This window comes from Curtobacterium sp. MCBA15_005 (genome assembly GCF_001864855.1).
Taxonomy (GTDB): Bacteria; Actinomycetota; Actinomycetes; order Actinomycetales; family Microbacteriaceae; genus Curtobacterium; species Curtobacterium flaccumfaciens.
In genome coordinates, this window is record NZ_MJGL01000078.1 from 86,521 (window position 1) to 108,519 (window position 21,999).

The 21,999-nt window shown below is 72.3% G+C and carries 21 protein-coding genes; 10 read left to right on the plus strand and 11 right to left on the minus strand.

Annotation, left to right across the window (positions count from 1 at the left end):
- Positions 1–148: 148 nt before the first annotated feature.
- A complete protein-coding gene (locus tag BIU89_RS16290; protein ID WP_017886249.1) occupies positions 149–367 on the plus strand; it encodes a DUF3073 domain-containing protein in 219 nt (72 codons plus the stop codon).
- A gap of 465 nt (positions 368–832) precedes the next feature.
- Here the strand turns inward: BIU89_RS16290 and purM are convergent, their stop codons facing one another.
- On the minus strand, positions 833–1,948 hold the full coding sequence (purM, locus tag BIU89_RS16295; protein WP_027465038.1) for a phosphoribosylformylglycinamidine cyclo-ligase: 1,116 nt from the start codon (positions 1,946–1,948) through the stop codon (positions 833–835).
- A gap of 73 nt (positions 1,949–2,021) precedes the next feature.
- Between purM and purF the strand changes: the two genes are divergently transcribed.
- Complete coding sequence (gene purF, locus BIU89_RS16300) at positions 2,022–3,479, plus strand: amidophosphoribosyltransferase (RefSeq protein WP_027465037.1); 1,458 nt, start codon at positions 2,022–2,024, stop codon at positions 3,477–3,479.
- 85 nt (positions 3,480–3,564) lie between these two features.
- Here the strand turns inward: purF and BIU89_RS16305 are convergent, their stop codons facing one another.
- Positions 3,565–3,966 carry a hypothetical protein gene (locus tag BIU89_RS16305; protein WP_051596625.1) on the minus strand — a complete coding sequence of 134 codons (402 nt, stop codon included), beginning with the start codon at positions 3,964–3,966 and terminating at the stop codon, positions 3,565–3,567.
- A 108-nt stretch (positions 3,967–4,074) separates the two neighbouring features.
- Between BIU89_RS16305 and BIU89_RS16310 the strand changes: the two genes are divergently transcribed.
- Positions 4,075–6,663 carry a helix-turn-helix transcriptional regulator gene (locus BIU89_RS16310; protein ID WP_139179291.1) on the plus strand — a complete coding sequence of 863 codons (2,589 nt, stop codon included), beginning with the start codon at positions 4,075–4,077 and terminating at the stop codon, positions 6,661–6,663.
- A 295-nt stretch (positions 6,664–6,958) separates the two neighbouring features.
- Here BIU89_RS16310 and BIU89_RS16315 read toward each other — a convergent pair whose 3' ends face one another.
- Entirely contained in the window at positions 6,959–7,330 is a 372-nt protein-coding gene (locus tag BIU89_RS16315) for a sterol carrier family protein (protein ID WP_071248502.1), read from the minus strand.
- Positions 7,331–7,387: 57 nt separating this feature from the next.
- On the opposite strand from BIU89_RS16315, the gene purD reads away from it, so the two are divergent.
- Both purD and BIU89_RS16325 read left to right on the plus strand, forming a co-directional pair.
- On the plus strand, positions 7,388–8,656 hold the full coding sequence (gene purD, locus BIU89_RS16320) for a phosphoribosylamine--glycine ligase (protein WP_071248345.1): 1,269 nt from the start codon (positions 7,388–7,390) through the stop codon (positions 8,654–8,656).
- Positions 8,653–9,522 carry a phosphoribosylaminoimidazolesuccinocarboxamide synthase gene (locus BIU89_RS16325; RefSeq protein WP_071248348.1) on the plus strand — a complete coding sequence of 290 codons (870 nt, stop codon included), beginning with the start codon at positions 8,653–8,655 and terminating at the stop codon, positions 9,520–9,522. Before purD ends, BIU89_RS16325 begins: the two co-directional genes overlap by 4 nt.
- Positions 9,523–9,896: 374 nt before the next feature.
- On the opposite strand, the gene BIU89_RS16330 is transcribed toward BIU89_RS16325, so the two are convergent.
- A complete protein-coding gene (locus BIU89_RS16330; RefSeq protein ID WP_071248351.1) occupies positions 9,897–11,120 on the minus strand; it encodes a PP2C family protein-serine/threonine phosphatase in 1,224 nt (407 codons plus the stop codon).
- Positions 11,121–11,208: 88 nt separating this feature from the next.
- Here BIU89_RS16330 and BIU89_RS16335 point away from each other — a divergent pair, with 88 nt between their 5' ends.
- Complete coding sequence (locus BIU89_RS16335) at positions 11,209–11,526, plus strand: hypothetical protein (RefSeq protein WP_027465033.1); 318 nt, start codon at positions 11,209–11,211, stop codon at positions 11,524–11,526.
- Between the two features lie 87 nt (positions 11,527–11,613).
- Here the strand turns inward: BIU89_RS16335 and BIU89_RS16340 are convergent, their stop codons facing one another.
- Both BIU89_RS16340 and BIU89_RS16345 read right to left on the minus strand, forming a co-directional pair.
- Positions 11,614–13,233 carry an MFS transporter gene (locus BIU89_RS16340; protein ID WP_071248354.1) on the minus strand — a complete coding sequence of 540 codons (1,620 nt, stop codon included), beginning with the start codon at positions 13,231–13,233 and terminating at the stop codon, positions 11,614–11,616.
- An 81-nt stretch (positions 13,234–13,314) separates the two neighbouring features.
- Positions 13,315–14,046, minus strand: coding sequence for an alpha/beta fold hydrolase (locus BIU89_RS16345; RefSeq protein WP_071248357.1), 732 nt, complete (start codon positions 14,044–14,046; stop codon positions 13,315–13,317).
- A gap of 280 nt (positions 14,047–14,326) precedes the next feature.
- Between BIU89_RS16345 and BIU89_RS16350 the strand changes: the two genes are divergently transcribed.
- Positions 14,327–14,866, plus strand: coding sequence for an MmyB family transcriptional regulator (locus BIU89_RS16350; RefSeq protein WP_051596623.1), 540 nt, complete (start codon positions 14,327–14,329; stop codon positions 14,864–14,866).
- Between the two features lie 41 nt (positions 14,867–14,907).
- Here the strand turns inward: BIU89_RS16350 and BIU89_RS16355 are convergent, their stop codons facing one another.
- From BIU89_RS16355 to BIU89_RS16370, 4 genes are read right to left on the minus strand one after another with little or no spacing between them, the layout of a single operon-like run.
- Positions 14,908–15,765 carry a helix-turn-helix domain-containing protein gene (locus BIU89_RS16355; protein ID WP_071248360.1) on the minus strand — a complete coding sequence of 286 codons (858 nt, stop codon included), beginning with the start codon at positions 15,763–15,765 and terminating at the stop codon, positions 14,908–14,910.
- 38 nt (positions 15,766–15,803) lie between these two features.
- Positions 15,804–16,622 (minus strand): helix-turn-helix transcriptional regulator, encoded by an 819-nt coding sequence (locus tag BIU89_RS16360; protein ID WP_138802571.1) that lies wholly within the window; start codon positions 16,620–16,622, stop codon positions 15,804–15,806.
- Entirely contained in the window at positions 16,619–17,266 is a 648-nt protein-coding gene (gene lepB / locus BIU89_RS16365) for a signal peptidase I (RefSeq protein ID WP_083404439.1), read from the minus strand. The genes BIU89_RS16360 and lepB overlap by 4 nt, the downstream gene beginning before the upstream one ends.
- Positions 17,263–17,838: a hypothetical protein gene (locus BIU89_RS16370; RefSeq protein ID WP_139179293.1), complete on the minus strand. Its 576-nt coding sequence runs from the start codon at positions 17,836–17,838 to the stop codon at positions 17,263–17,265. Before BIU89_RS16370 ends, lepB begins: the two co-directional genes overlap by 4 nt.
- Before the next feature lie 126 nt (positions 17,839–17,964).
- Here BIU89_RS16370 and BIU89_RS16375 point away from each other — a divergent pair, with 126 nt between their 5' ends.
- The 3 genes from BIU89_RS16375 (at position 17,965) to BIU89_RS16385 (ending at position 20,366) form a co-directional block, all read left to right on the plus strand.
- Complete coding sequence (locus tag BIU89_RS16375) at positions 17,965–18,750, plus strand: SDR family oxidoreductase (RefSeq protein WP_071248368.1); 786 nt, start codon at positions 17,965–17,967, stop codon at positions 18,748–18,750.
- A gap of 69 nt (positions 18,751–18,819) precedes the next feature.
- The gene (locus tag BIU89_RS16380; protein ID WP_071248371.1) at positions 18,820–19,689 is read left to right on the plus strand and encodes a VOC family protein; all 870 of its coding nucleotides are present in this window, start codon (positions 18,820–18,822) and stop codon (positions 19,687–19,689) included.
- 110 nt (positions 19,690–19,799) lie between these two features.
- The gene (locus BIU89_RS16385; RefSeq protein ID WP_071248374.1) at positions 19,800–20,366 is read left to right on the plus strand and encodes a GNAT family N-acetyltransferase; all 567 of its coding nucleotides are present in this window, start codon (positions 19,800–19,802) and stop codon (positions 20,364–20,366) included.
- Positions 20,367–20,445: 79 nt separating this feature from the next.
- Here BIU89_RS16385 and BIU89_RS16390 read toward each other — a convergent pair whose 3' ends face one another.
- The gene (locus tag BIU89_RS16390) at positions 20,446–21,963 is read right to left on the minus strand and encodes a catalase (protein ID WP_071248377.1); all 1,518 of its coding nucleotides are present in this window, start codon (positions 21,961–21,963) and stop codon (positions 20,446–20,448) included.
- Positions 21,964–21,999: the final 36 nt, after the last annotated feature.

The following is a 21,999-nucleotide window of genomic DNA, read 5'->3' on the forward strand; positions in this document are numbered from 1 at the left end:
CTGCTGTGCGGGCCAGCCGTCGCGCGACGTCCAGATCGAGGTACATGGTAGAGTGATCGGCAGATTTCAAACCACGAACCGTCTGGTTCCCCGAGTGATCCTCCGTCATTCGCCAGGACCGGACCAGAGCCGAACGAGGGGGTCACGCATGGGGCGCGGCCGTCAGAAGGCGAAGCACACCAAGGTCGCCCGTGAGCTGAAGTACTTCAGCCCGCAGACGAACTACGGTGCGCTCGAGCAGGAGCTCTCCGCCGGACAACACTCCGACGAGAACTACGTCGACCGTTGGGCGGACCAGTACGGTCCGGAACCGGCGGAAGACGAAGACGAGTTCGAGACCCAGGCAGACCAGAACAAGTCCGCCTGACCTCTCTCGCAGTCACGCCGCGCAGCCCTCGGGCAGCGCGGCGTTTCCGCGTGCCCGGACATCGGGCGCGCCCAGGCACCGAGTGTGCCCAGGCATCCCTCGGCGCACTCGGGTCCCCGGCCTCGAGTGGTCACGACTCACCGCGTGCATGACACCGAGTGGTCAAGAACCGTCGGTTGCAAGCCCGCCAAACGACGATTCGTGACCACTCACCGCACGCACCACGGCGGGTCCCGGGACACCCCACGCCGGCGGCAGGGGCCACCCCGCACTCGCCACACTCCCGGTGCCACGCCCCGTTGCCGCGCCCGGGTCCCCGGGCGCGAGTGGTCACGACTCACCGCGTGCATGACGTCGAGTGGTCAAGAACCGTCGGTTGCAGGCCCCCCAAACGACGGTTCGTGACCACTCACCGTACGCACCACGGCACGGCACCGCACGCACCACGGCACGGCACCGAGCGGGTCAGCCCGCGTAGCTCCCGACGAGCCGGACCGCGCCGCCGTCGACACCCTTGGCGCCCTGCTCGAACCCGGTCAGGTCCCGCGCGGACGTGGCGATCGTGCCGACGGGCCACGTGGGCATGCCGGCGGCACCGAGCGAGGCGATGACCTCGGCAGCGGCCCCGGCCGAGACGACGGCGAACATGCCGATGCCCAGGTTCCACGTGCCCTCGGTGTCCTCGATCGGGGTGCCGGCCATGTCGGCCAGGACCCGGAAGACCGGGAGCGGCTGCCAGGTGGAACGCTCGACCTCGACCCAGGAGCCGACGGGCAGCACGCGCGCCAGGTTCGCGGCGATGCCACCACCGGTCACATGTGAGAGCGAGTGCACCGCGCCCGGGTGCTCCTCGAGCAGCGCCAGGAGCGGTGCGGTGTACAGGCGGGTCGGCTCGAGCAGGGCTTCGCCGACGGAGACCGCGCCGCCGAACCCGACGCCGCTCAGCTCGGGCAGCTGGTCCGTGAAGCCGACGCCTCGCGACGACAGGATGTGCCGCACGAGCGAGTAGCCGTTCGAGTGCAGGCCCGACGACTCGATCGCCAGGACCACGTCGCCGTCCTGCACCAGGTGCGCTCCGAGCTGTGCGTCGGCCTCGACGACACCCGTCGCCGCACCGGCCACGTCGTAGTCGTCCGGGCCGAGCAGCCCCGGGTGCTCGGCGGTCTCGCCGCCGACCAGGGCGGTGCCGGTCTCCGAGCAGCCGCGGGCGATGCCGGCGACGATGTCGGCGATCCGGCCGGGCACGACGCGACCGCAGGCGATGTAGTCGGTCATGAACAGCGGCTTCGCGCCGACCACGACGATGTCGTCGACGACCATGCCGACCAGGTCCTGCCCGATGGTGTCGTGCTTGTCGATCGCCTGCGCGATGGCGACCTTGGTGCCGACGCCGTCGGTCGAGGTCGCGAGCAACGGGTGTGAGAAGTCCTTCAGGAACGAGACGTCGTAGAGCCCGGCGAACCCGCCGACGCCACCGAGGACCGAGGCGTTGTGGGTGGCCGCGACCGCGGACTTCATCAGTTCGACGGCCAGGTCACCGGCAGCGGTGTCCACTCCGGCTTCGGCGTACGGGTTGGGCATGCGGAGTCCTTCGCGGTGACATGGCAGACTTGTTCGGTACCCCCCGATTCTACGGTCTGGAGCACACCCGCGAATGTGCGGCATCGTCGGCCTTGTTGCGCAGGGCCCCGCCAACCAATCCATCTACGACGCACTGCTCCTCCTGCAGCACCGCGGGCAGGACTCGACGGGCATCGCCACGGTCGAGGGTCACGTGCACCACATGCACAAGACCCGCGGCCACGTGCGCGAGGCGTTCCGGACCCGCGACATGCGTGCCCTCCTCGGCACCATGGGGCTCGGACACGTCCGCTACGCCACCAAGGGCGCCGCGACGAACGAGGAAGAGGCCCAGCCGTTCTACGTGAACGCGCCGTACGGCATCGTCCTCGTCCACAACGGCAACCTCACCAACACGCGGGAACTCACGCGTGAACTGTTCGACATCGACCGTCGCCACCTGAACACGACGAGCGACACCGAGCTCCTGGTGAACGTGCTGGCGCACGAGCTGCAGGGCCAGGTCCGCGGTGCGAACCTCGACCCGGGTCAGGTCTTCGACGCCGTCGAGCGCGTGCACGAGCGGGTCGAGGGCTCCTACGCCACGATCGCGACCATCGCCGGGCACGGGCTGCTGGCCTTCCGCGACCCGTTCGGCATCCGCCCGCTGATCCTCGGCCACAAGTTCGACGAGGCCGGGCAGCCGGAGTGGGTCGTCGCGAGCGAGTCGCTCGTGCTCGAGTCCGGCGGGTACGAGATCGTCCGCGACATCGCCCCGGGCGAGGCCGTCTTCATCGAGATGAACGGCCAGATGCACGCCCGCCAGTGCGCGAAGAACCCGCGCCTGGTGCCGTGCTCGTTCGAGTACGTCTACCTGGCACGTCCCGACTCGGTGATGAACGGCATCTCGGTCTACGACGCGCGTCTGCGCCTCGGCAACCGTCTCGCCGACACCATCGAGCAGTACGCGCCGACCGGTGACATCGACGTGGTCATGCCAATCCCGGACTCGAGCCGTCCGGCGGCCATGCAGGTCGCCCGGAAGCTCGGCATCGAGTACCGCGAGGGCTTCTACAAGAACCGCTACGTCGGCCGCACCTTCATCATGCCGGGGCAGGCGGAGCGCAAGCGTTCGGTGCGCCAGAAGCTCAACGCGATGTCGTCCGAGTTCAAGGGCAAGAACATCCTGATCGTCGACGACTCGATCGTCCGCGGCACCACGAGCCGCGAGATCGTCGAGATGGCCCGGGCCGCCGGCGCGAACGAGGTCACGTTCACGAGTGCCGCTCCCCCTGTCCGGTTCCCGCACGTCTACGGCATCAACATGCCGACGCGCGCGGAGCTCATCGCGCACGACCGGAAGATCCCGGAGATCAACCGCGTGCTCGGCAGCGACCACCTGATCTACCAGGAGGTCGGGGACATGCGCGACGCCATCATCGAGGGCTCGGACGTGACCGACCTCGAGATGAGCTGCTTCACGGGCGAGTACGTCACGGGCACCGTGAGCCCGGAGTACCTGTCCTGGGTCGAGGCCAACCAGCTCAGCTGAGTGGGGGTCGCGATCGCGACCACCAGACGGACTGGAGGCCCGGTGCCAGCTGGCACCGGGCCTCCAGTCCGTTGATCGGGAGCGGCTACGGCCGCTGGTCACCGTGGTCGTCGAGCTCGCCGTCGACCGTCTCGGGCGGCAGTTCGACCTCGACGCGCTCCGCCGTCAGGCGGGCCGACCGCCGGGCGTAGACCCGGTCGAACACGACGGCGACGACCGCACCGATGAAGGCGCCGATCGTGACGCCCCACAGGCTGAAGTAGCCGACCAGGCTGCCGAAGCTGGTCTGGTCCCGCTGACCACCGAGGTTCATGGTGAGGGCGACCACGACGAGGGTCGCGAGGAATCCGAGCACGGCACCGCCGACGATGAACACGCCGAACTTCGGTGCACGGCGGATGGTGACCTCGTCGGGGCTGGCGACCGCGCTGGGAGCCGGCGCCGGCGTGGGGAGCGGCTGCTCGTCGGGTTGATCGGTGTTGCTCACCCGTCCATTGTCCCCCACTGTGGGACGTCCCGCGGCCTGTCCGCGGCGACCGATCCGGGAGAGGATGGTCGCTACTGGTCGGTATCCCAAGTGGAGGAGGTGTGTCGGATGCGTGAACGAACCGCACCCGCCCGCCGACGCCGACCGACCACCCCCGCCCGCGTGGCCTGGCCCGTCGCACAGCGCGTCGAGGAGGACCGCGCCGTCGCCGTCGTCGCCGAGCACCGGTGGAGCGTGGCGCTCGTCGGTGCCCCCGGCATCGGCAAGAGCACCGCCGCGGCGCGGGTCACCGACCGCGTCGCCGGTCGCGACGGCACCGGCCGCACCGTCGTCGTGCCGATCACGGCGGTCGCCGCGAGCCGGTCGATGCCCTTCGGCGCCGTCGCCGAGCGCTTCGGCGAGCTGCCGGCGTCCATCTCGGAGCTGTCCGACGACACCGGTGCCGAACAGCGCCTCCGGGCGATCGAGGACCTCGTCGACCGCGACGTCCTGCTCCGCGTCGACGACGCCGACCACCTCGACGCGATCTCCGCGCGGTACGTCGCCTGGCTGGTCCGCCGGCAGGGCGCCCGGCTCGTCCTGACCTGCCGCGACTTCACGGCGCTCCCCGAGCCGCTCCGCGCGCTGTGGCAGGACGACCTGCTCGAGCGCATCGACCTGCAGCCCCTGGCGCTGCACGAAACCGCGGCGCTCGTCGCCGAGGCACTGGGCTCGCCGCTCGAGAACGCCTCGGCCGAGCGCGTCCACCGCGCCACCGCCGGCAACCCGCTGTACCTGCGCGAGGTGGTCCGCGCGGCGCGGGTCTCCGGTGCCCTCGACCACACCGCGACCGGGTGGTACTGGCGCGGACGGGTGACCGCGTCGGACAGCCTCGCCGACATGTACCGCACCGAGCTCGGGTCGCTGCCGGAGGACCTGCGCGACGTCGTCGACATCGTCGCCCTCGCGGACCCGATCCCGCTCGCGCGCCTGCTCGGCCTGGTCACCGGCGGGGACGTCGACCGGGTCGTCGCGCTCGGCCTGGTCCGCATCGATTCGCTCGAGGACGGCGCCGCGGTCGTCCGGCCGTCACACCCGCTCGTCGGCGAGGTCATCCGGACCCTGGTGCCGGTGGCCCGGCGCACGGCACTCTTCGCGCGCGCCAACGCGTTCCGCACCGACCGGCCCGAGGGTGCACCGCCCGCCGCACGGCTGCGTGCCGCGCTGTGGTCGCTCGAGTGCGGGGTCCTGCCGTCGGTCGACCAGCTGCTCGACGCGGCGCAGGTCGCCGTGCGGCTGCAGGAGCACGAGAGCGGGATCGCCCTGGCCTCGGCAGCGCTCCGCACGACGCTCACCCCCACCGAACAGGTCGCGGCGCACTGTCTCCGCTCGCTGGCGTACTCGTACTCGGACGGCCGTGAAGCCGGCCGCGCCGACGCCGAAGCCGCCTGGGGCGTGGCGAAGCGACACGCCGGCGATGTCACCGACGAGGCCGTCATCGAAGCGTGCGAGACTCTGGCGAACATCCGCCAGTTCCACGACGACGACGTCGCGGCGGCGGTCGCCCTGACCGATGCCGCCACGCGCCTGGTGGTGTCCGACGAGGCCGTCGAACGGCTGCGGCTGCTCCGGATGGCGCACCAGGGCTGGGGCGGGGACTTCGCCGAGGTCCGGGACGAGATCGAGCGCAGCGGCATCGTGGACGCCCCGACGATGCCGATGTCGTTCCTCGCCGTCGCACCCTGCGCCGTGATGGCGCTGGCGACCGCCGGCCGACTGGACGACGCGTCCGCGCTCGGCCACCGCGCACTGGCCACCGCCGTGGCGCACGTCGAGGCAGCGCCCTGGAGCGTCGGCGAGAACTCCTCCGTCCTGCACCAGGTGCAGATGTGGCGCGGCGACCTGGACGACCTGATCATCGAGGTGCCGGCCGGGCGGTCCAGCCCCTACCTGAAGTACGACTTCACGCTCGAGCTCATCGGCCAGGGCAACCTGGCGATCGCGCAGCGCCGCTGGGACGACGCCGTCGCCGCGTTCTCGGCGGCGTGCGAACGGTACGACATCGCCGACCACGGCGGGTTCGCGGCCTACCCCTGGGCACGTCTGGCCCTGGCGCACGCCTACGCAGGACGCCCGGAAGCAGCCTCCGGTGCGCTCGAACGGGCCCGGACCACCCCGCAGCGGGCGATGCGGATCACCGGCGAGCAGGTCGCCGTGTCGATCGCCTGGACCGAGGCCGTGCTCGGCAACCCGGCCGGGCTGCAGCACGCCGACGAGATCATCGAACGCAGCACGGCGAACGGCTCGTGGACGCACGTGATGTACGGGTACGCCCTGCACCACGCGGTCGGCATGTCGCAGGGGCGCGACTCGACCGGCTCGCTCGAGCGGATGCGCGAGGCCGCCACCCGCGTCGACGGACCACTCGCCGCCGCCGTGATCGAGTACGCCGACGCCGTGCGCGCCGACGACCGCACGCGGGTGATCGCGGCGCAGGGCGTGCTCGCGGCGCACGGGGTCTCGGTGGCCGCCGGGCGCTCGAAGCCGCCGCTGACGAAGCGTGAGTACGAGGTCGCCGAGCTCGCCGCGCAGGGGCTGAGCAACCGGCGGATCGCGGAGTCCCTCGGGCTCTCGACGCGGACGATCGACGCGCACCTGTCCCGTGTCTTCGCGAAGTGGGACCTGCACGCGCGGTCGGAGCTCAGCGAGCTGCTCTGAGCTGCTCGGCGTTCGGCACCGGCTGTCGCACACGCAAGAACGTTGCGGATTGCAGCACGACGCGCCGCCACGATTGACACGTTGTGTGGAACATCGCGTACCTTGGTGCCTGTCGCCGGGTTCGGACCCGTTCGGGTCGGGTCCGAATCCCGGCGACTTCAAGCTTAGGAACCGGGTCGATGCGGGCGCATCGGTAGGCACTACCTAATTCGCGCGGGACTCCTCCGCAGGCGCCTTCGGCGTGGGTGGGTCTGGTGCCGGTGGGTCTGGCACCGACGGGTCGGGTGCCCGGGGGTCAGGCGCCGGGGGCGGGCAGCCGGACCGGCAGGAACGCCGTCAGGTCGGCGCGCGAGCCCGAGGCGCTGACGCGCGACTGCGCGACCGCCTCGGCCCAGGTCAGCTCGCCCGACGCGAGCGCCAGCCACGTGGTCGCGTCGGTCTCGACCACGTTCGGCGGCGTGCCGCGGGTGTGCCGGGGTCCGGGCACGGCCTGGACGGCGGCGAACGGCGGCACCCGCACCTCGACGCTGTTGCCCGGCACCTCGTCCGCCAGGCACTGCAACGTCCACCGCACCGCGGTCGCGACGGCCGGTCGGGCCGTCTCCCCACGACGCACCGCGGCCAGTGCCGCGCGCCCGTCGGCGTCCTCGATCCTCCTGGGTGGCATCTCCACAGGCTAGCCCTCGCATCGCGGGCGGCGAGTCGGGCTGGGTAGGGTGATCGGGTGCGAATCCTCGTCCTCGGTTCCGGTGCCCGCGAGCACGCGATCATCACGGCCCTCCTCGCTGAGCATGCGGGCCACGTCATCACGGCAGCGCCCGGCAACGCCGGCATCGCCGCCGACGTCGAGACCGTCTCCCTCGATCCCACCAACGGTGCGCTCGTCGCCGAGTACGCGATCGAGAACGACGTCGAACTCGTCGTCGTGGGCCCCGAGGCCCCGCTCATCGCCGGCGTGGCCGACCCGGTGCGCACCCGCGGCATCCCGGTGTTCGGGCCGGGCAAGGCCGCCGCGCAGCTCGAGGGCTCCAAGGCGTTCGCCAAGCGGATCATGGGCGAGGCCGGTGTGCCCACCGGGCGTCCGGTCTACGCCGGCACGGCGGACGAAGCCGTCGCCGCGATCGACGAGCTCGGCGCCCCGTACGTGGTCAAGGCCGACGGGCTCGCCGCCGGCAAGGGCGTGCTCGTGACCGACGACCGCCAGGCTGCGATCGACCACGCCACCTACTGGCTCCAGCACGGACACGTCGTGGTCGAGGAGTTCCTCGATGGCGAAGAGGTCTCGTTGTTCTTCCTGAGCGACGGGCACGACGTTCGCGCGCTCAGCCCCGCGCAGGACTACAAGCGCCTGGCCGACGGCGACCTCGGACCGAACACGGGCGGCATGGGCGCGTACTCGCCGCTGCCGTGGCTCGCCGAGCGCTGGCCGTCCGAGCAGGCCTTCGTCGACGAGGTCACCGAGCTCGTCGCGCTGCCGACCGTCCGCCGCCTCGAGCACGAGGGCACGCCCTTCGTCGGGCTCCTGTACTGCGGCCTCATCGTCACCGAGCAGGGCGTCCGCGTGATCGAGTTCAACGCGCGCTTCGGCGACCCGGAGACGCAGGTCGTGCTCCCCCGCCTGGCCACGCCGCTCAGCGAACTCCTGCTGGCCGCCGCCACCGGGCAGCTCGGTGCCGTCCCCGCACCCGTGTTCCGCGACGAGGTCGCCGTGACCGTCGTCCTGGCGAGCGAGGGCTACCCGGAGAACCCGCAGACCGGTCGACCGATCACCGGCATCGACGACGCGAACGCCCGCGACGGCGTATCGGTCGCACACGCCGCCACCGGCGTCCTCGACGACACGCTCGTGGCCACCGGTGGCCGGGTGCTCAGCGTCGTGGCGACCGGGTCGGACTTCGCCCAGGCCCGCGAGCGCGCCTACGCCGGGCTCGGCGACATCACGCTCGACGGCGCGCAGTTCCGCACCGACATCGCCGCGAAGGTTGCGAAGTGACCGCCCCCGCCCCGATCGCCGGCTGGCGGCACGTCTCGTCCGGCAAGGTGCGCGAGCTCTACGTACCCGAGGGCACCGCGGACCTGGCGAGCGCGTCCGAACTGCTGCTCGTCGCCTCGGACCGGGTCAGCGCGTACGACTTCGCGCTCGAGCCGCCGATCCCGGGCAAGGGCGAACTGCTGACCCGCCTGTCGCGGTTCTGGTTCACCCAGCTGAGTGACGTCCCGAACCACATCATCGGCCCGTCCTCCGGTGGCACCCCGGTGCCCGCCGAGGTCGAGGCACGGTCGATGCACGTCATGCCGCTCACGATGTTCCCCGTCGAGTGCGTCGTGCGCGGGTACCTGGTCGGCAGCGGCTGGGCCGAGTACCAGGAGACCGGCAGCGTGTGCGGCGTCGCGCTCCCCGCGGGGCTGTCCAACGGTGACCGCCTGCCGGAACCGATCTACACGCCGGCGTACAAGGCAGCCCAGGGCGAGCACGACGAGAACATCTCGTACGAGCAGACCGTCGACCTGGTCGGTGCCGAGACCGCCGCCACCCTGCGCGAGCTCTCGCTGCACGTCTACACCGAGGCCGCAGCCATCGCCCTCGAGCGGGACGTCGTCATCGCGGACACCAAGTTCGAGTTCGGGCAGGACGCCACCGGCCGGATCCGCATCGCCGACGAGGTCCTGACAAGCGACTCCAGCCGCTACTGGGACGCCCGCTCGGCCGACCGCACCGACTCGTTCGACAAGCAGATCGTGCGGGACTGGCTCAGCGCGCACTGGGACCGCCAGGGCACGCCGCCGGTGCTCCCGGACGAGATCGTCGAGCGCACGGCTGCGCGCTACGCCGAGCTGATCGAGCGCCTCGGCGCCTGACGCCGCGCTCGGTCCGACGCGTGGCGTGGCGCGGCGCGTGGCGTGGCCCGAACGGTCACGACACCCCGCTCAGCTCCATCGGGCGGTCACGAACCGTCGGCTGAGGCCCCGCCAACCGACAGTTCGCGACCACCCGGCGGCCCACCCACGACACGTCGCGACCACTCGCCGCGCCGGTACCCGGTGCCACCCGAACGGTCACGACACCCCGCTCAGCTCCGTCGAGCGGTCACGAACCGTCGGCCGAGGCCCCGCCAACCGACAGTTCGCGACCACTCCGCGGCCCACCCACGACACGTCACGACCACTCGACCGGCGACGACCGGCCACTCAACCGCCGACGAGCCGACGACCCGGCGACAGTTCTCGACCGGTCAGGCCCCGAGCGCCCCATGCGCCTCGCGCGCCACCACGACGACGGTCAGGTCGTCGCCCGGGTCGTGCTCGGCGACGCGTGCGCGCACCCGCTGCAGGAACGTCTCGACGTCCGGGGACTCCCGGTACAGCGACCCGAGCTCGGACAGCGACGCGAGCGTGGAGTCCCAGAGCTCGAGCGCACCGTCGGTCACGACGATGAGCACGTCACCGGGCCGGAGCACGAGCGACCCGGCGGCGCGGGGCATCCCGGCGGGGTGCAGCCCGATCGGCAGGTCCGACGACCGCAGGATCCGCTCGGCGCCGTCGTCACGGAGCTGCAGCACGAGCCCGTGGCCGGCGTCGGCGAAGTCGAGGCGCCCGGTGGACGGGGTCAGCCGGCCGTGGAACATCGTCGCGAAGGACTCGGCGCGGCTGAGCTCCGGGGCGACCTGCGCCTCGAGCTCGGCGACGGCGGTGCCCGGGTCCTGGTCGCCGCGGGCGAGCAGGCCTCCGCGGATGTTCGCGGCGAGGAGCCCGGCGGACATCCCCTTGCCCATGACGTCCGACACGGTCAGGTGGATCGAGTCCTCGCCTGAGCGGTGCCAGTCGTGGAAGTCGCCGGAGACGAGCCCGTGCGGGATCGACATCCCCGTGATCCGGTACCCGGGCACCTGCACCGCGGCGGGCTGCAGGCCGTTGAGCACGGTGCGCAGGCGGTCCTCGTCGGCTCCGGCCAGGAGCTCGCGTTCCGCCCAGATGCCGAGTTCCTGCAGCAGTTCGAGCTCGTCGGCGTCGAGGGTGCGCGGCTCGGGGTCGATCAGGCAGAGGGTGCCGATCTTCAGGTCGTCGTCGCCGGCGCGGAGCCCGACACCGGCGTAGAACCGGACGTTGGGGTCGCCGAGCACCATCGGCAGGTCCGCGTACCGGGCGTCCTCGCGGGCATCGGGGACGACCACGGGGCCCTGCTCACCCAGGGTCCGTCCGCAGAACGTGTCCTGCAAGGGGATGACCGGGCCGAAGGCAGCGTCGCTCTGCTGTGACTTGATCGTCAGCGTGGTCTCGCCGGCCAGGTTGAGGAACGAGCCGGAGACCCCGAGGGCCTCGCGTGCGATCCGGGTGATCCGTTCGAACCGTTCCTCGACGCCGCCGTCGACCACGTCGAGCGCCGCGATCAGGGCCGCGCGCCGGACGGCATCGGCCCCGGTCGACGCGGGCACGGACATCGCGGTTTCCGGCTGCATGCTCCCACGGTAACGCGCTGAACGGACAGGGCCTGGCCCCAGTCCGGAGGGCGCAGATCGTCGGGCGCGTCGGCGTACCCTGGTCGTCGTGCTCCGAGTCGTCCCCGCAACCGTCCTCGGCGTGGCCGCGCTCCTGGCCCTCGCCGGCTGTGGCGCCCACGACTCCACCGGCCAGGTGTCGGTCACGGTGTCGTCGAACGCCGCCGACCACCCCTACGAGGTCAAGGTGTTCGCCTCGACCGGCAAGCTCTCCGAGCACCAGCGGGTGTTCCCGGGCGGTACGGCCGACTTCGCGGGTGTTCCCCTCGGCCAGGTCACGGTCCGCGCCGGCGACCTCTGCCCGCAGACGACCAAGGTGTCCGACGGCACGGTCGCGACGGTGACCCTGACCACGACGGGCTGCTGACCCCTTCCGCCACCACGACGGACCGCTGACGCCGCCCGTCGCCCCGACGGGCCGCCCGCCACCCCGACCGGCCGCTGACCCCTCCCGTCACCCCGCCGACGGACCGCCGACCCCCTCCGCGACCAGGTGCTCGACCCGCGGCTCGCCCGCGACCTCGCGCACCGACTGCAGGGTCCGCGCGTCGTCCCCGGTCTGCCGGACCTCGTGCTGGTCGACGTGTTCCTGCCACGACCCCACCCGGAACGCCTCGACCCAGGCGTCCGGCCCGGACGCCGCGTCCCGGTACAGGTTCCAGTCACGGGCACCGGTCCGCCGCCGGCTCCGCCCGAGCCGTCCGGCGCGCGCCCGGAACTCGTCGACCGCGTCCGCCGGGACCGTCCAGTGCAGCAGCACGAGGGTCTCCCCCGTCGCCGCGCCGTGGTCGTCCGGCACGAACACCTCGTCGCCGAACGGCATCGGCGTCACGGCGCGCTGCCGGTCGGTGAGCACCGGGAACCCGGACACGAGCAGCAGCGCGGCGCTGAGCGCGGTGACGACCCCGGCTCCGGCGAGCACCCCCGTCACCCCGAGCGGCGTGGCGACGGCGCCGGCGAGCGCCGCACCGATGGCGGTGCAGCCGAAGAGCACGAGCTGGTAGGCGGCGAGCCCGCGGGTCCGGACCCAGGCGGGCAGGAACGCCTGAACGGTGCCGTTCAGCGTCGTCACCACGGCGATCCAGGCCACCCCGCCGACCAGCAGCGCGACGAGCACGACCGGCAGCACGGGGACGAGCGCGACGACCGCGGTGCAGACGCCGAACACCACCGAGGCGATCCCGACGGTGCGGCCGATGCCGAGCCGCGCACGGACCGCCGGCATCAGGAACGCCCCGCCGACCGACCCGGTGCCGACTGCGGCGAGCAGCAGTCCGTACCCACCGGAGGACAGGCCGAGCGGGCCGTCGGCGACGAGTGGCAGGAGCGCCCACAGCGCGTTCGCGGGCACCATGAAGACGGCGAGCTGCACGAGCAGCCGGCGGACGACCGCCGCATGCAGGACGTACCGCAGCCCGGCGCGGGTGGCGTCGATGAACGGTTCGGCCCGCGTCTCGGGGCGCTGGTACCCGCGCCAGGCGACGAGCACCACCAGGAAGAGCGCGAACGACAGCGCGTTGGCGGCGAACACGAACGGCACGCCGAGCTGCGCGATCACCACCCCGGCGAGCGCCGGTCCGATCGCCCGGGCGACGTTGACGCCGACGGAGCTGAGCGCCGCGGCGTCGGTGATCGCGGCGCGCGGCACGATCTCGGGCACGAGCGCCTGGTACGCGGGCAGCTGGAGCGCCGAGGCGGTACCGAGCAGGAACGTGACGGTGAGCAGGAGCGCCGAGGTCATGTCGCCGGTCGCGGTGAGCACGGTCATCACGACGCCGACGACCACCTGGAACGCCTGCACGCCGATGAGCAGCCGTCGCCGGTCGACGAACTCGCCGATCACCCCGGCGGGGATCCCGACGAGCAGCACCGGCAGGCTCGACGCGGTCTGCACGAGGGCGACGACGACGGGTGCGGCGTGCTCGTCGACGAGCAGCCACTGCGCGCCGACGGTCTGCATCCAGCTTCCGATGTTGCTCACGAGCACCGCGATCCACAGGGCGCGGAAGACCGGGATCGCGAGCGGCGCCAAGGCGCCGCCGCGGGGTGCGGGGGTGGTGCGTTCCGTGGTCACGTCGCCTCCTGGGGTGGAACGGGGACATCCTGGAGGCGCGGTGCGCGTCGGGCGCACGCCGCGCCTCCAGGGGTGGTCGCGTCAGGCGGCGGCGTCGGTCGCGCTGGTCGCGGCGACGGCGCGCTCGATGACGTCGGCGACGTCCTTCGGGTGGGTCTGCATGACGAGGTGCGGGGCGGCGAGCTCGGTCACGTCGGTGATGCCGGCGCGGGAGTAGCCGAAGCGCTCGACCTCGGGGTTGATGGTGTGGTCGTCGGACGAGACGATCGCCCACGCGGGCGTGGTCTTCCACGCGGCGGCGGAGGCCGGTTCACCGAAGGCGGCGCCGGACAGCGGGCGCTGCGAGACCGCGAGGACCTCGGCGACGCGCGGGTCGACCCCGGCGGCGAAGACCTGCGGGAACGCGTCGATCGCGACGGAGACGTCGGTGCCGTCCTCGGCGCCGGCGACCGGGTACGGCGTGTACACCAGGTTCGCGGCGAGGTCGGAGTCGGGGAACCCGCCCTGCAGCTGCCCGAGGCTCTCGCCGACCTCGAGCACGTAGCCGGAGACGTAGACGAGTCCGACGACGTTCTCGGCCTCGCCGGCGACGGTGATCACGGCGCCGCCGTACGAGTGCCCGGCGAGGACGACCGGCCCGTCGACGTGCTCGGCGACGGCGCGGATCGAGGCGGCGTCCTCGGCGAGGCTGCGGTTGTAGACCGGCGGGACGAGCACCGTGTGGCCGCGGTCGAGCAGCTCCCGGGTGACGGGCGCCCAGCTGGCGGAGTCGGCGAACGCGCCGTGGACGAGGACGATGGTGGGTGCAGCCATTGCGGGTCTCCTTCGTGACGAACGTCTGGGGTGGTGCGGGGACCGGGGGTCCCGGCGTCGTCACGCTAGGGCTGCGGGCGCTGCGCCGTCCTGTCCCTGTCGTTGCCCGTCACCCCCGACGACAGCGCGCGTCGACGCCCCGGGAGCGACGCGGGGTGCCCTCGGACGGCCGGACGCACCGTGCCGGGGTCCCCCTGCGGAGCGGAGGCACGGCGACGGGGTCCCCGCCGGGGCCCCCTTCTCCCCCCTGCTCCACTGCCCGGCCGGTTAGCGTGATCGCATGGAACACGAGGACGGCACGACGACGACGTCGGCCCAGGACTTCGTGGACGCGCTCGCCGAACCGATCGTGGTCTTCGACCGGCACCTGGACGTGGTCGCGGCGAACCGGCTCGCCGGGGCCCTGTCCGCATCGCTCACGGTGGGCACGAACCTGGCGCGGTTCACCTTCCTGAACCCCTGGGTCGAGGACTCGGTCGACGGCTGGGAGGCCGAGGCGCACCGCACCGCCGCGATGCTCCGGGATTCGCTGGACGAGCACGACGCCGACGACCGGTTCCAGGAGCTGCTGGGCGAGCTGATGGCGCGGAGCACGACGTTCGCGACCGAGTGGGCCGGCGGCGCGGTGCGGCCGGCTCGACGCGGGGAGTCGACGTTCGAGAACCCGCTGGTGGGCCGGATCGACCTGCGGTGGGAGCAGCTGCGGCGGCTGGAGGACCCCGAGCACGTGCTCGTGGTGTGGACGGCGGCGGACGAGGAGTCCGCCGCGCGGCTCACGACGCTCCGGGGACTGCTCGACGAGGACGCGTCGACCGCCTGACCGGGAACGCGGCGACCGCAGCGATCGCTGCGACCGCCTCGCTACCCCACCGCGGTCTCGCCCGCGACCGGCTGCCGGCGGGCGGTGCCCTGCTGCACCTGCGCGGCGAGGTACGCGACGGCCGCGGCTGCGGGGGTGCCGGGGTCGGCCCAGAAGGTCACGAGCACGTGCGAGCTGCCCGGGATCGCGAGGTTCTGCCAGCGGAACTCGACCCAGCCGATCGGGTCGATCCAGTGCCGCGAGACCCCGGTGCGCTGCACGGCGACGTCGTGCCGGGCCCAGATGCGGGCGAAGTCCGGGTCCTGCAGGGTCAGGGTGCCGACGATCTCCTGCAGCCGGGGGTCCTCGGGTTCGGCGTGCAGCCGGAGCGCGGCGACGACCCGGTGCGCGGTGGGGTGCCAGTCGGCCGCGTGCTGCCGGGACGCCTCGGAGAACATCTGCAGGACGAGGTTCGCGCCCGGCTCCATGTACCCGGGGCCGAGGGCGCTCGCCAGGGCGTTGGACAGGATGATGTCCTGGTTGCGGTCCATCACGAACGCCGGGGTGTGCGACCACTGCGCCAGCAGCGACCGGACCGAGTCGTCGAGCCCCGGCGGCACGACCCCCTCGGGGCGGCGGCGTTCGGCGTGTGCGAGGCGGCGCAGGTAGTCGACGGCCTCGTGGTCGAGCCGCAGTGCGCGGCCGAGCGCCACGAGCACCTGGTCGGACGGCTGGTGGTCACGGCCGCGTTCGAGCCGCAGGTAGTACTCGGGGCTGATGCCCGCGAGCCGTGCGACCTCTTCGCGGCGCAGGCCGTCCACTCGTCGTCCGGGCTCGCGGGTGAGGCCGACGTCCTCGGGCTGGACGAGTGCCCGACGGGCGCGGAGGTACTGCCCCAGTTCGGACCGTCGCGCATCCACGCGAGCAGGATAGCCGGAATCCGCAAAGAACGCGAGAACTACCGTTCTCCGGGTGTGCCGCTCCGCGCGATGGTCTGGTGCGGCTGCTCCCCGAACCGCTCCCGGTAGTACGCCGCGAACCGCCCCAGGTGGGTGAACCGCCACCGCCGCGCGACCTGACTGACGAGCAGCGCGCGGGAACCCGGCCGCCCCAGCTCCAGGTGCACCCGGTCGAGACGGACCTCGCGCAGGTACTGCATGGGCGTGACGCCGAGACGACGGCGGAACAGGTCCTGCAGGCCGCGCTCGCTCAGGTCGCAGGCCGCTGCGACGTCCGCCACCGTCAGCGTCCGGTCGGCGTGGTCGTGCACGAAGCCGATCGCCCGCCGCATCCGGTCCGCGACGTCCGATCGCGACCTGGCGAAGGTCGACAGGACGACGGTCGCGATCCGCCGGTTCAGGGCCGCACGGTCGTCGGCGGGCAGGCCGGGGTCGAGGATGCGCCCGGAGGCCTCGCGCAGCAGTGCCCGCAGCGGCTCGAGTGCGGGATCGGCCGCGTCCGGCTGCCCGAACACCGAGGACTCCCCCGTGTCGCCGAGCAGCGACGGCGACAGGTGCAGCAGCGTCGTGGCGGTCGCGTCGGTCTCGAACCCGTACGCGACGGACGCCGAGAGCATCATCGGCCGCTCGGCGCCGACCTCCCAGTGCTCGCCGTCGTCGGCGGTCAGGCTGGCCCGGCCGTCGGCGAGCCAGAACACGACGTGGTCGGGGCGCGGACCGATCGTCCCCGACCGCTTGCCCGGTGTCGCGATCCGGTGGATCGACAGATCGTCGTCCCCGCCGGTTTCGTAGCCGAAGCCCTCGTCATCCGCGGTCACGGCGTCGGGACCCGGTCCCACTCGTCGCCGTACCGGGACAGCACCGACCACCGCGAGACGGGCCAGGTGGTCACGAAGGCGCGCCCCACGACGTCGTCGACCGGCACGGTGCCGTGCACACGCGAGTCGGCGGAGTCGTAGCGGTTGTCGCCCATCACCCAGATGCGCCCCTTCGGCACGGTGATCTCGAAGTCCTTCCCGGCGACACGGTCCGACCCGCGTTCGAGCACGACGTAGGGCTCGTCCACCGCGTGCCCGTTCACCGACAGGCGGCCGCGCGCGTCGCAGCACGACACCGTGTCACCCGGCAGGCCGATGACCCGCTTGATGAGGTCGTCGCCCTGGCCCGTGCCGAGCCAGCCGCCCGGGTCCTGGAACACCACGACGTCACCGCGCTGCAGTGGGACGACCCCGGGCACGAGCTCATTGACGAGCACCCGGTCCCCGACGAGCAGCGTGTTCTGCATCGAGGCCGAGGGGATGTAGAAGGAACGGACCAGGTACGCCTTCACCAGGAAGGACGCCAACAGCGCCACGACGACGATGATGACGAGGTCGCGCAGGAATCGCAGACCGCCGCGCTTCGGCTCGCTCTCGGCGGCGGGTTCGGCGTGGGGTCCGGCGTCGGCGTGCGTGTCGCTCAATGCGTCAACACCACCTTGACGAGGCCGATCACGAACGCCACGGCGGCCAGCACGATGCCGCCCCACAACCCGAGGAACGTGGGCTGCTTCCCACTGAACCGCTGCATGAACACGCCCACCAGCCCGATGCGCACGACCAGGATCACGGTCGCCGCGACCTGTGCCCACTCCGCCGGCAGCCACCCGATCCAGGCAGCCGCGTAGAGGACCGCCGGGATCATGCCCGAGGTCGCGATCGGGTTGGCGTTCCGGACGATCGTCGCGACCGAGTCGCGGCGGGCAGCGCGGTCCGCAGCGGACTCCTCGCCGTCGTCGCCGAGCCCGTGTGCGACCAGGTGCGCGAGCACGTGCGCCAGGTAGGTCAGCACCGCGGTCGCCAGGACGGTCGCCACCGCGGCGCCGTGGTGGATCTGCTCCGGGTTCACCGCGATCGCGACGGCGAGCACCGTGATGTTGCCGTAGATGTACGACGACATCCGGTCGCGGACGTGCTCGAGCGGCAGGTCACGGGGGTCCGGGCGACCGCCGCGGGGTCCGCGCCCCGGTCGGGAGGGCCGTCGTGTGCGTGGCATCCGTCCATCTTGGCCCCGTGGTCGGCCGTCCGCCGACAGGACACCGGATGCGATGGTCACACGGGTGGCCGGTTCCGGCAGACTGGGAGCCGATCGGCGCGACGGAGCGCCGGACAGGAGGCACGCATGACGTCCGCACGACCACTCGCCCTGGTGACCGGGGTGGGCCGCAGAGCCGGCATCGGCGCAGCGCTCGCCACCCGCCTGGCGACCGACGGCTGGGACCTCGCCATCTCGTGGTGGGGACCCTACGACGACCGCGTGAGCGGCGGGGCGGACCCGGACGGGGTCGAGTCGGTGGTGCAGGAGTGCGAGGCGGCGGGAGCACGGGTGACGCGCCTCCCGGTCGACCTGGAGGACCCGGAGCAGGCGGCCGCGCTCGTCGGCCGCGCCGAGACGGAAGCGGGCGCCCCCGTCACCGCCCTCGTCATGTCGCACTGCGAGTCCGTCGACTCCGACTTCCGCACCACCACGGTCGAGTCGTGGGACCGCCACTTCGCCGTGAACGCCCGCGCACCCTTCCTGCTCGTGCAGGCCTACGCGGCCGGGCTCGAGCGTGCCGGGGACGCCGCTCCGCGCAACCGACGCCGGATCGTCGCGCTGACGAGCGACCACATCGCGTACAACCTGCCGTACGGGGCGTCGAAGGGCGCGCTCGACCGGATCGTGTTCGGCGCCGCGAAGGAGCTCGGCAGCCTCGGCGTCAGCGCCAACGTGGTGAACCCGGGCCCGAACGACACCGGCTGGATGTCCGACGAGGTCAAGGGGTGGGCCGTCGAGGGCACCCCGCTCGGTCGGCTCGGACGCCCGTCGGACACCGCCGCGCTCGTCGGGTTCCTCTGCTCGGAGCAGGGCGCCTGGGTGAACGGGCAGCTGCTGACGTCGGACGGCGGGATCTCGAACCGCGCCTAGGGCACCGAGTTTGGTTGACGCGTCATTAAATTGGTTGACGCGTCAACCAAACGGGCGCACACTAAGTGCATGCAAACGCACGAACTGCTCGCCGCCGACACCGGGATGGGCGCCGTCACGCTCCGCGTCGCCGACCTCGACGCGATGATCCGGTACTACCGCGACGGCGTGCGGCTGTCGCTGCTCTCCCACACCGGCGGCGTCGCCGTGCTCGGACGGGGCAGCACGCCGATCGTGGTCCTCGAGCACGCCCCCGCGATGCGGCACGCCGGCCCCCGCGAGGCCGGGCTGTTCCACACGGCGATCCTGTTCGACACCCGCGCCGACCTGGCCGCCGCGCTCTACTCGGTCGCCACGCAGTACCCGGCGGGCTTCACCGGCAGCGCCGACCACCTGGTGAGCAACGCGTTCTACTTCACCGACCCCGAGGGCAACGGCGTCGAGCTGTACTGGGACCGTGACCGCACCGAGTGGTCGTGGACGCACGGCATGGTCGACATGGACACGAAGTACGTCGACCCGAACGCGTTCCTGCAGTCACACCTGACGCAGGACGCCCTGGACACCGTCGCGGCACGCCCGGGCAAGGTCGGCCACGTGCACCTGTCCGTCGGCGACGTCGCCACCGCACGCTCCTTCTACGTGGACACCCTCGGCTTCGAGACCACCGCCGGCTTCGGCGAGGCACTGTTCGTCAGCGCCGGCGGCTACCACCACCACATGGCGATGAACACTTGGAACTCCCGCGGCGCCGGGCGGCGACAGCTCGCACTCGGCCTGGGGCTCGTGCGCATCGAGGTCCCCGCCGCCGACGACCTCGGCGCCCTGACCGAGCGCATGCGGCACGGCGGCGTGGAGCTCGCCGACGACGGCCGGACCGTGGCGTTCGACGACCCCTGGGCGAACCGCATCGAGGTGACCACGCCCGGTCGCGGGTGACGCGGCGCGACACTTCGCGCTGACCGACACCTCACGCGCGCCCGGACCCGCGAGGTGTCGCGCAGCGCGAAACCTCACCACACCGGCCGCCGGACCGGCAGGATGGACCCGTGACTGACGACATCCGGTGGGAGGTGGTCGAGGAGAGCACGCTGTCGCTCCCCGACCACGAAGCGATCGCGGCGCTGCTCGGGCAGGCCTTCCCCGACTGGTCGCACTGGTACGTGGGCGGCCGGAGCTGGTCCGGCATGCAGCCGGAACGCCGGGTGCTCGCGCACGACGCCGACGGGGTCGTCCTGGCCCACGTCGGCATCCGCCGCATGTACATCTCCGTCGGCGGGCAGGATCTCCTGGTCGGCGACACCGGCCTGGTCGCCGTGTCGCCCCGACTGCAGGGCGCCGGCGTCGGCCGCGAGCTGATGACCCGCACCGCGGCGGTCCTCGAGGGACTCCGCGTGCCCTTCGGGTTCCTCGGCGCGGGCGAGGACCGCATCCCCTTCTACGCGAAGCTCGGCTGGCACGAGTTCCCCGAGGCCGTCGGCACCTTCTCGGCGTTCACCGCCGAGGGCGCGGGCGTCAGCAACACCGAGCAGGGCGGCTGGATGGCGCTGCCGGTGGCAGCGCAGCTCGAGGACTGGCCCGCTGGCCCGATCTGGCTGAACGGCCAGCAGGTCTAGACCCGCTTCAGACCAACGGACAGGAGGCCCGGTACCAGCTGGTACCGGGCCTCCCGTCCGTCAGGTCGTCCAGCGGGGCTTACGCCTCGACCGCGACCTTCTCCGGGTCCTCGTTGGAGCCCGGCGCGCTCGGCGCGACCGCGGCGCGCACGCGCGCACCCAGGTCGGCGTCGACGTTCGTCCAGTAGGCGAACACGCGCTCACGCAGGTCGTCGCGCGTCACCTTCGAGACGTGGCCGGCGATGTTGCCGACCAGGCGCTCACGGGCGGCGTCGTCCAGGACCTCGCGGACGAGCGTGCCGGCCTGGCCGAAGTCGTCGTCCTCCGGGTGCAGGGTCGCGGCGGAACGCTGCAGCGCACCGTCGGACTCCCAACCCGGGGCGTCGTCGGTCGCGGTCGGGTCGGCGTGCGCACCACCGAGCGAGTTCGGCGCGTACACCGGCACCTCGGACTTCTGGAAGTCGAAGCGCATGCCGCCGTCCTTCGAGTACGAGTGGACCTCGTTCTTCGGGGCGTTCACCGGGAGCTGCGCGTGGTTCGTGCCGACTCGGTAGCGGTGTGCGTCCGCGTAGCTGAAGATGCGCGCCAGGAGCATCTTGTCGGGGCTCGCCGCGATGCCGGGCACGAAGTTCGAGGGGGCGAAGGTCGCCTGCTCGATCTGCGCGAAGTAGTTCTCCGGGTTGCGGTTGAGCTCCATCGTGCCGACCTCGATGAGCGGGTAGTCCGCGTGCGGCCACACCTTCGTCAGGTCGAACGGGTTGAAGCGGTAGGTCGCGGCGTCCTCGTAGGGCATGACCTGCACCTTGAGGGTCCAGCGCGGGAAGTCCTGACGCTCGATCGCGGCGTGCAGGTCACGGATGTGGAAGTCCGCGTCCTCACCGGCGATGCGGTCGGCGTCCTCCTGCGTCAGGGTCTTGTGGCCCTGCTCCGTGATGAAGTGGTACTTCACCCAGAAGCGCTCGCCCTCGGCGTTGATCCACTGGTAGGTGTGCGAGCCGAAGCCGTCCATCTCACGCCAGCTCGCCGGCAGGCCGCGGTCGCCCATCAGCCACGTGACCTGGTGCGCCGACTCGGGCGACAGGGTCCAGAAGTCCCACTGCATGTCGTGGTCGCGCAGGTGCGAACCCGGCAGGCGCTTCTGCGAGCGGATGAAGTCGGGGAACTTGATGCCGTCGCGGATGAAGAACACCGGGGTGTTGTTGCCGACGAGGTCGTAGTTGCCCTCTTCGGTGTAGAACTTCAGCGCGAAGCCGCGGGGGTCGCGCCAGGTGTCGGGGGAGCCCTGCTCGCCAGCGACGGAGGAGAAGCGGGCCAGCATCTCGGTCTGCTTGCCCGGCTGCAGGAACGCGGCACGGGTGAAGCGGGAGACGTCCTGCGTGACGGTGAAGGTACCGAAGGCGCCGCCGCCCTTGGCATGCACGACCCGCTCCGGGACACGCTCGCGGTTGAACTGGGCGAGCTTCTCGACCAGGTAGTGGTCGTGCAGCGCGAGGGGGCCGTCGGCCCCGACGCCCATCGAGTGCTCGTCGCTCGAGACGGGGGCGCCGCTGTTGGTCGTGGTGGTCGGGGTGCCGGTCGGCGTGTTCTGGTCGGACACGGTTCCTCCTGGAGGTGGGACGTTGGTTCGGTCAGG

Bases quoted from the DNA above. Each gene is read 5' to 3' on its own strand.
- BIU89_RS16290 (WP_017886249.1), top strand. From the start codon at position 149: ATGGGGCGCGGCCGTCAGAAGGCGAAGCACACCAAGGTCGCCCGTGAG.
- purF (WP_027465037.1), top strand. From the start codon at position 2,022: ATGTGCGGCATCGTCGGCCTTGTTGCGCAGGGCCCCGCCAACCAATCC.
- BIU89_RS16310 (WP_139179291.1), top strand. From the start codon at position 4,075: ATGCGTGAACGAACCGCACCCGCCCGCCGACGCCGACCGACCACCCCC.
- BIU89_RS16330 (WP_071248351.1), bottom strand. From the start codon at position 11,120: ATGCAGCCGGAAACCGCGATGTCCGTGCCCGCGTCGACCGGGGCCGAT.
- BIU89_RS16380 (WP_071248371.1), top strand. From the start codon at position 18,820: ATGCAAACGCACGAACTGCTCGCCGCCGACACCGGGATGGGCGCCGTC.
- BIU89_RS16345 (WP_071248357.1), bottom strand. From the start codon at position 14,046: ATGGCTGCACCCACCATCGTCCTCGTCCACGGCGCGTTCGCCGACTCC.
- BIU89_RS16350 (WP_051596623.1), top strand. From the start codon at position 14,327: ATGGAACACGAGGACGGCACGACGACGACGTCGGCCCAGGACTTCGTG.
- BIU89_RS16370 (WP_139179293.1), bottom strand. From the start codon at position 17,838: ATGCCACGCACACGACGGCCCTCCCGACCGGGGCGCGGACCCCGCGGC.
- BIU89_RS16315 (WP_071248502.1), bottom strand. From the start codon at position 7,330: ATGCCACCCAGGAGGATCGAGGACGCCGACGGGCGCGCGGCACTGGCC.
- purM (WP_027465038.1), bottom strand. From the start codon at position 1,948: ATGCCCAACCCGTACGCCGAAGCCGGAGTGGACACCGCTGCCGGTGAC.
- BIU89_RS16375 (WP_071248368.1), top strand. From the start codon at position 17,965: ATGACGTCCGCACGACCACTCGCCCTGGTGACCGGGGTGGGCCGCAGA.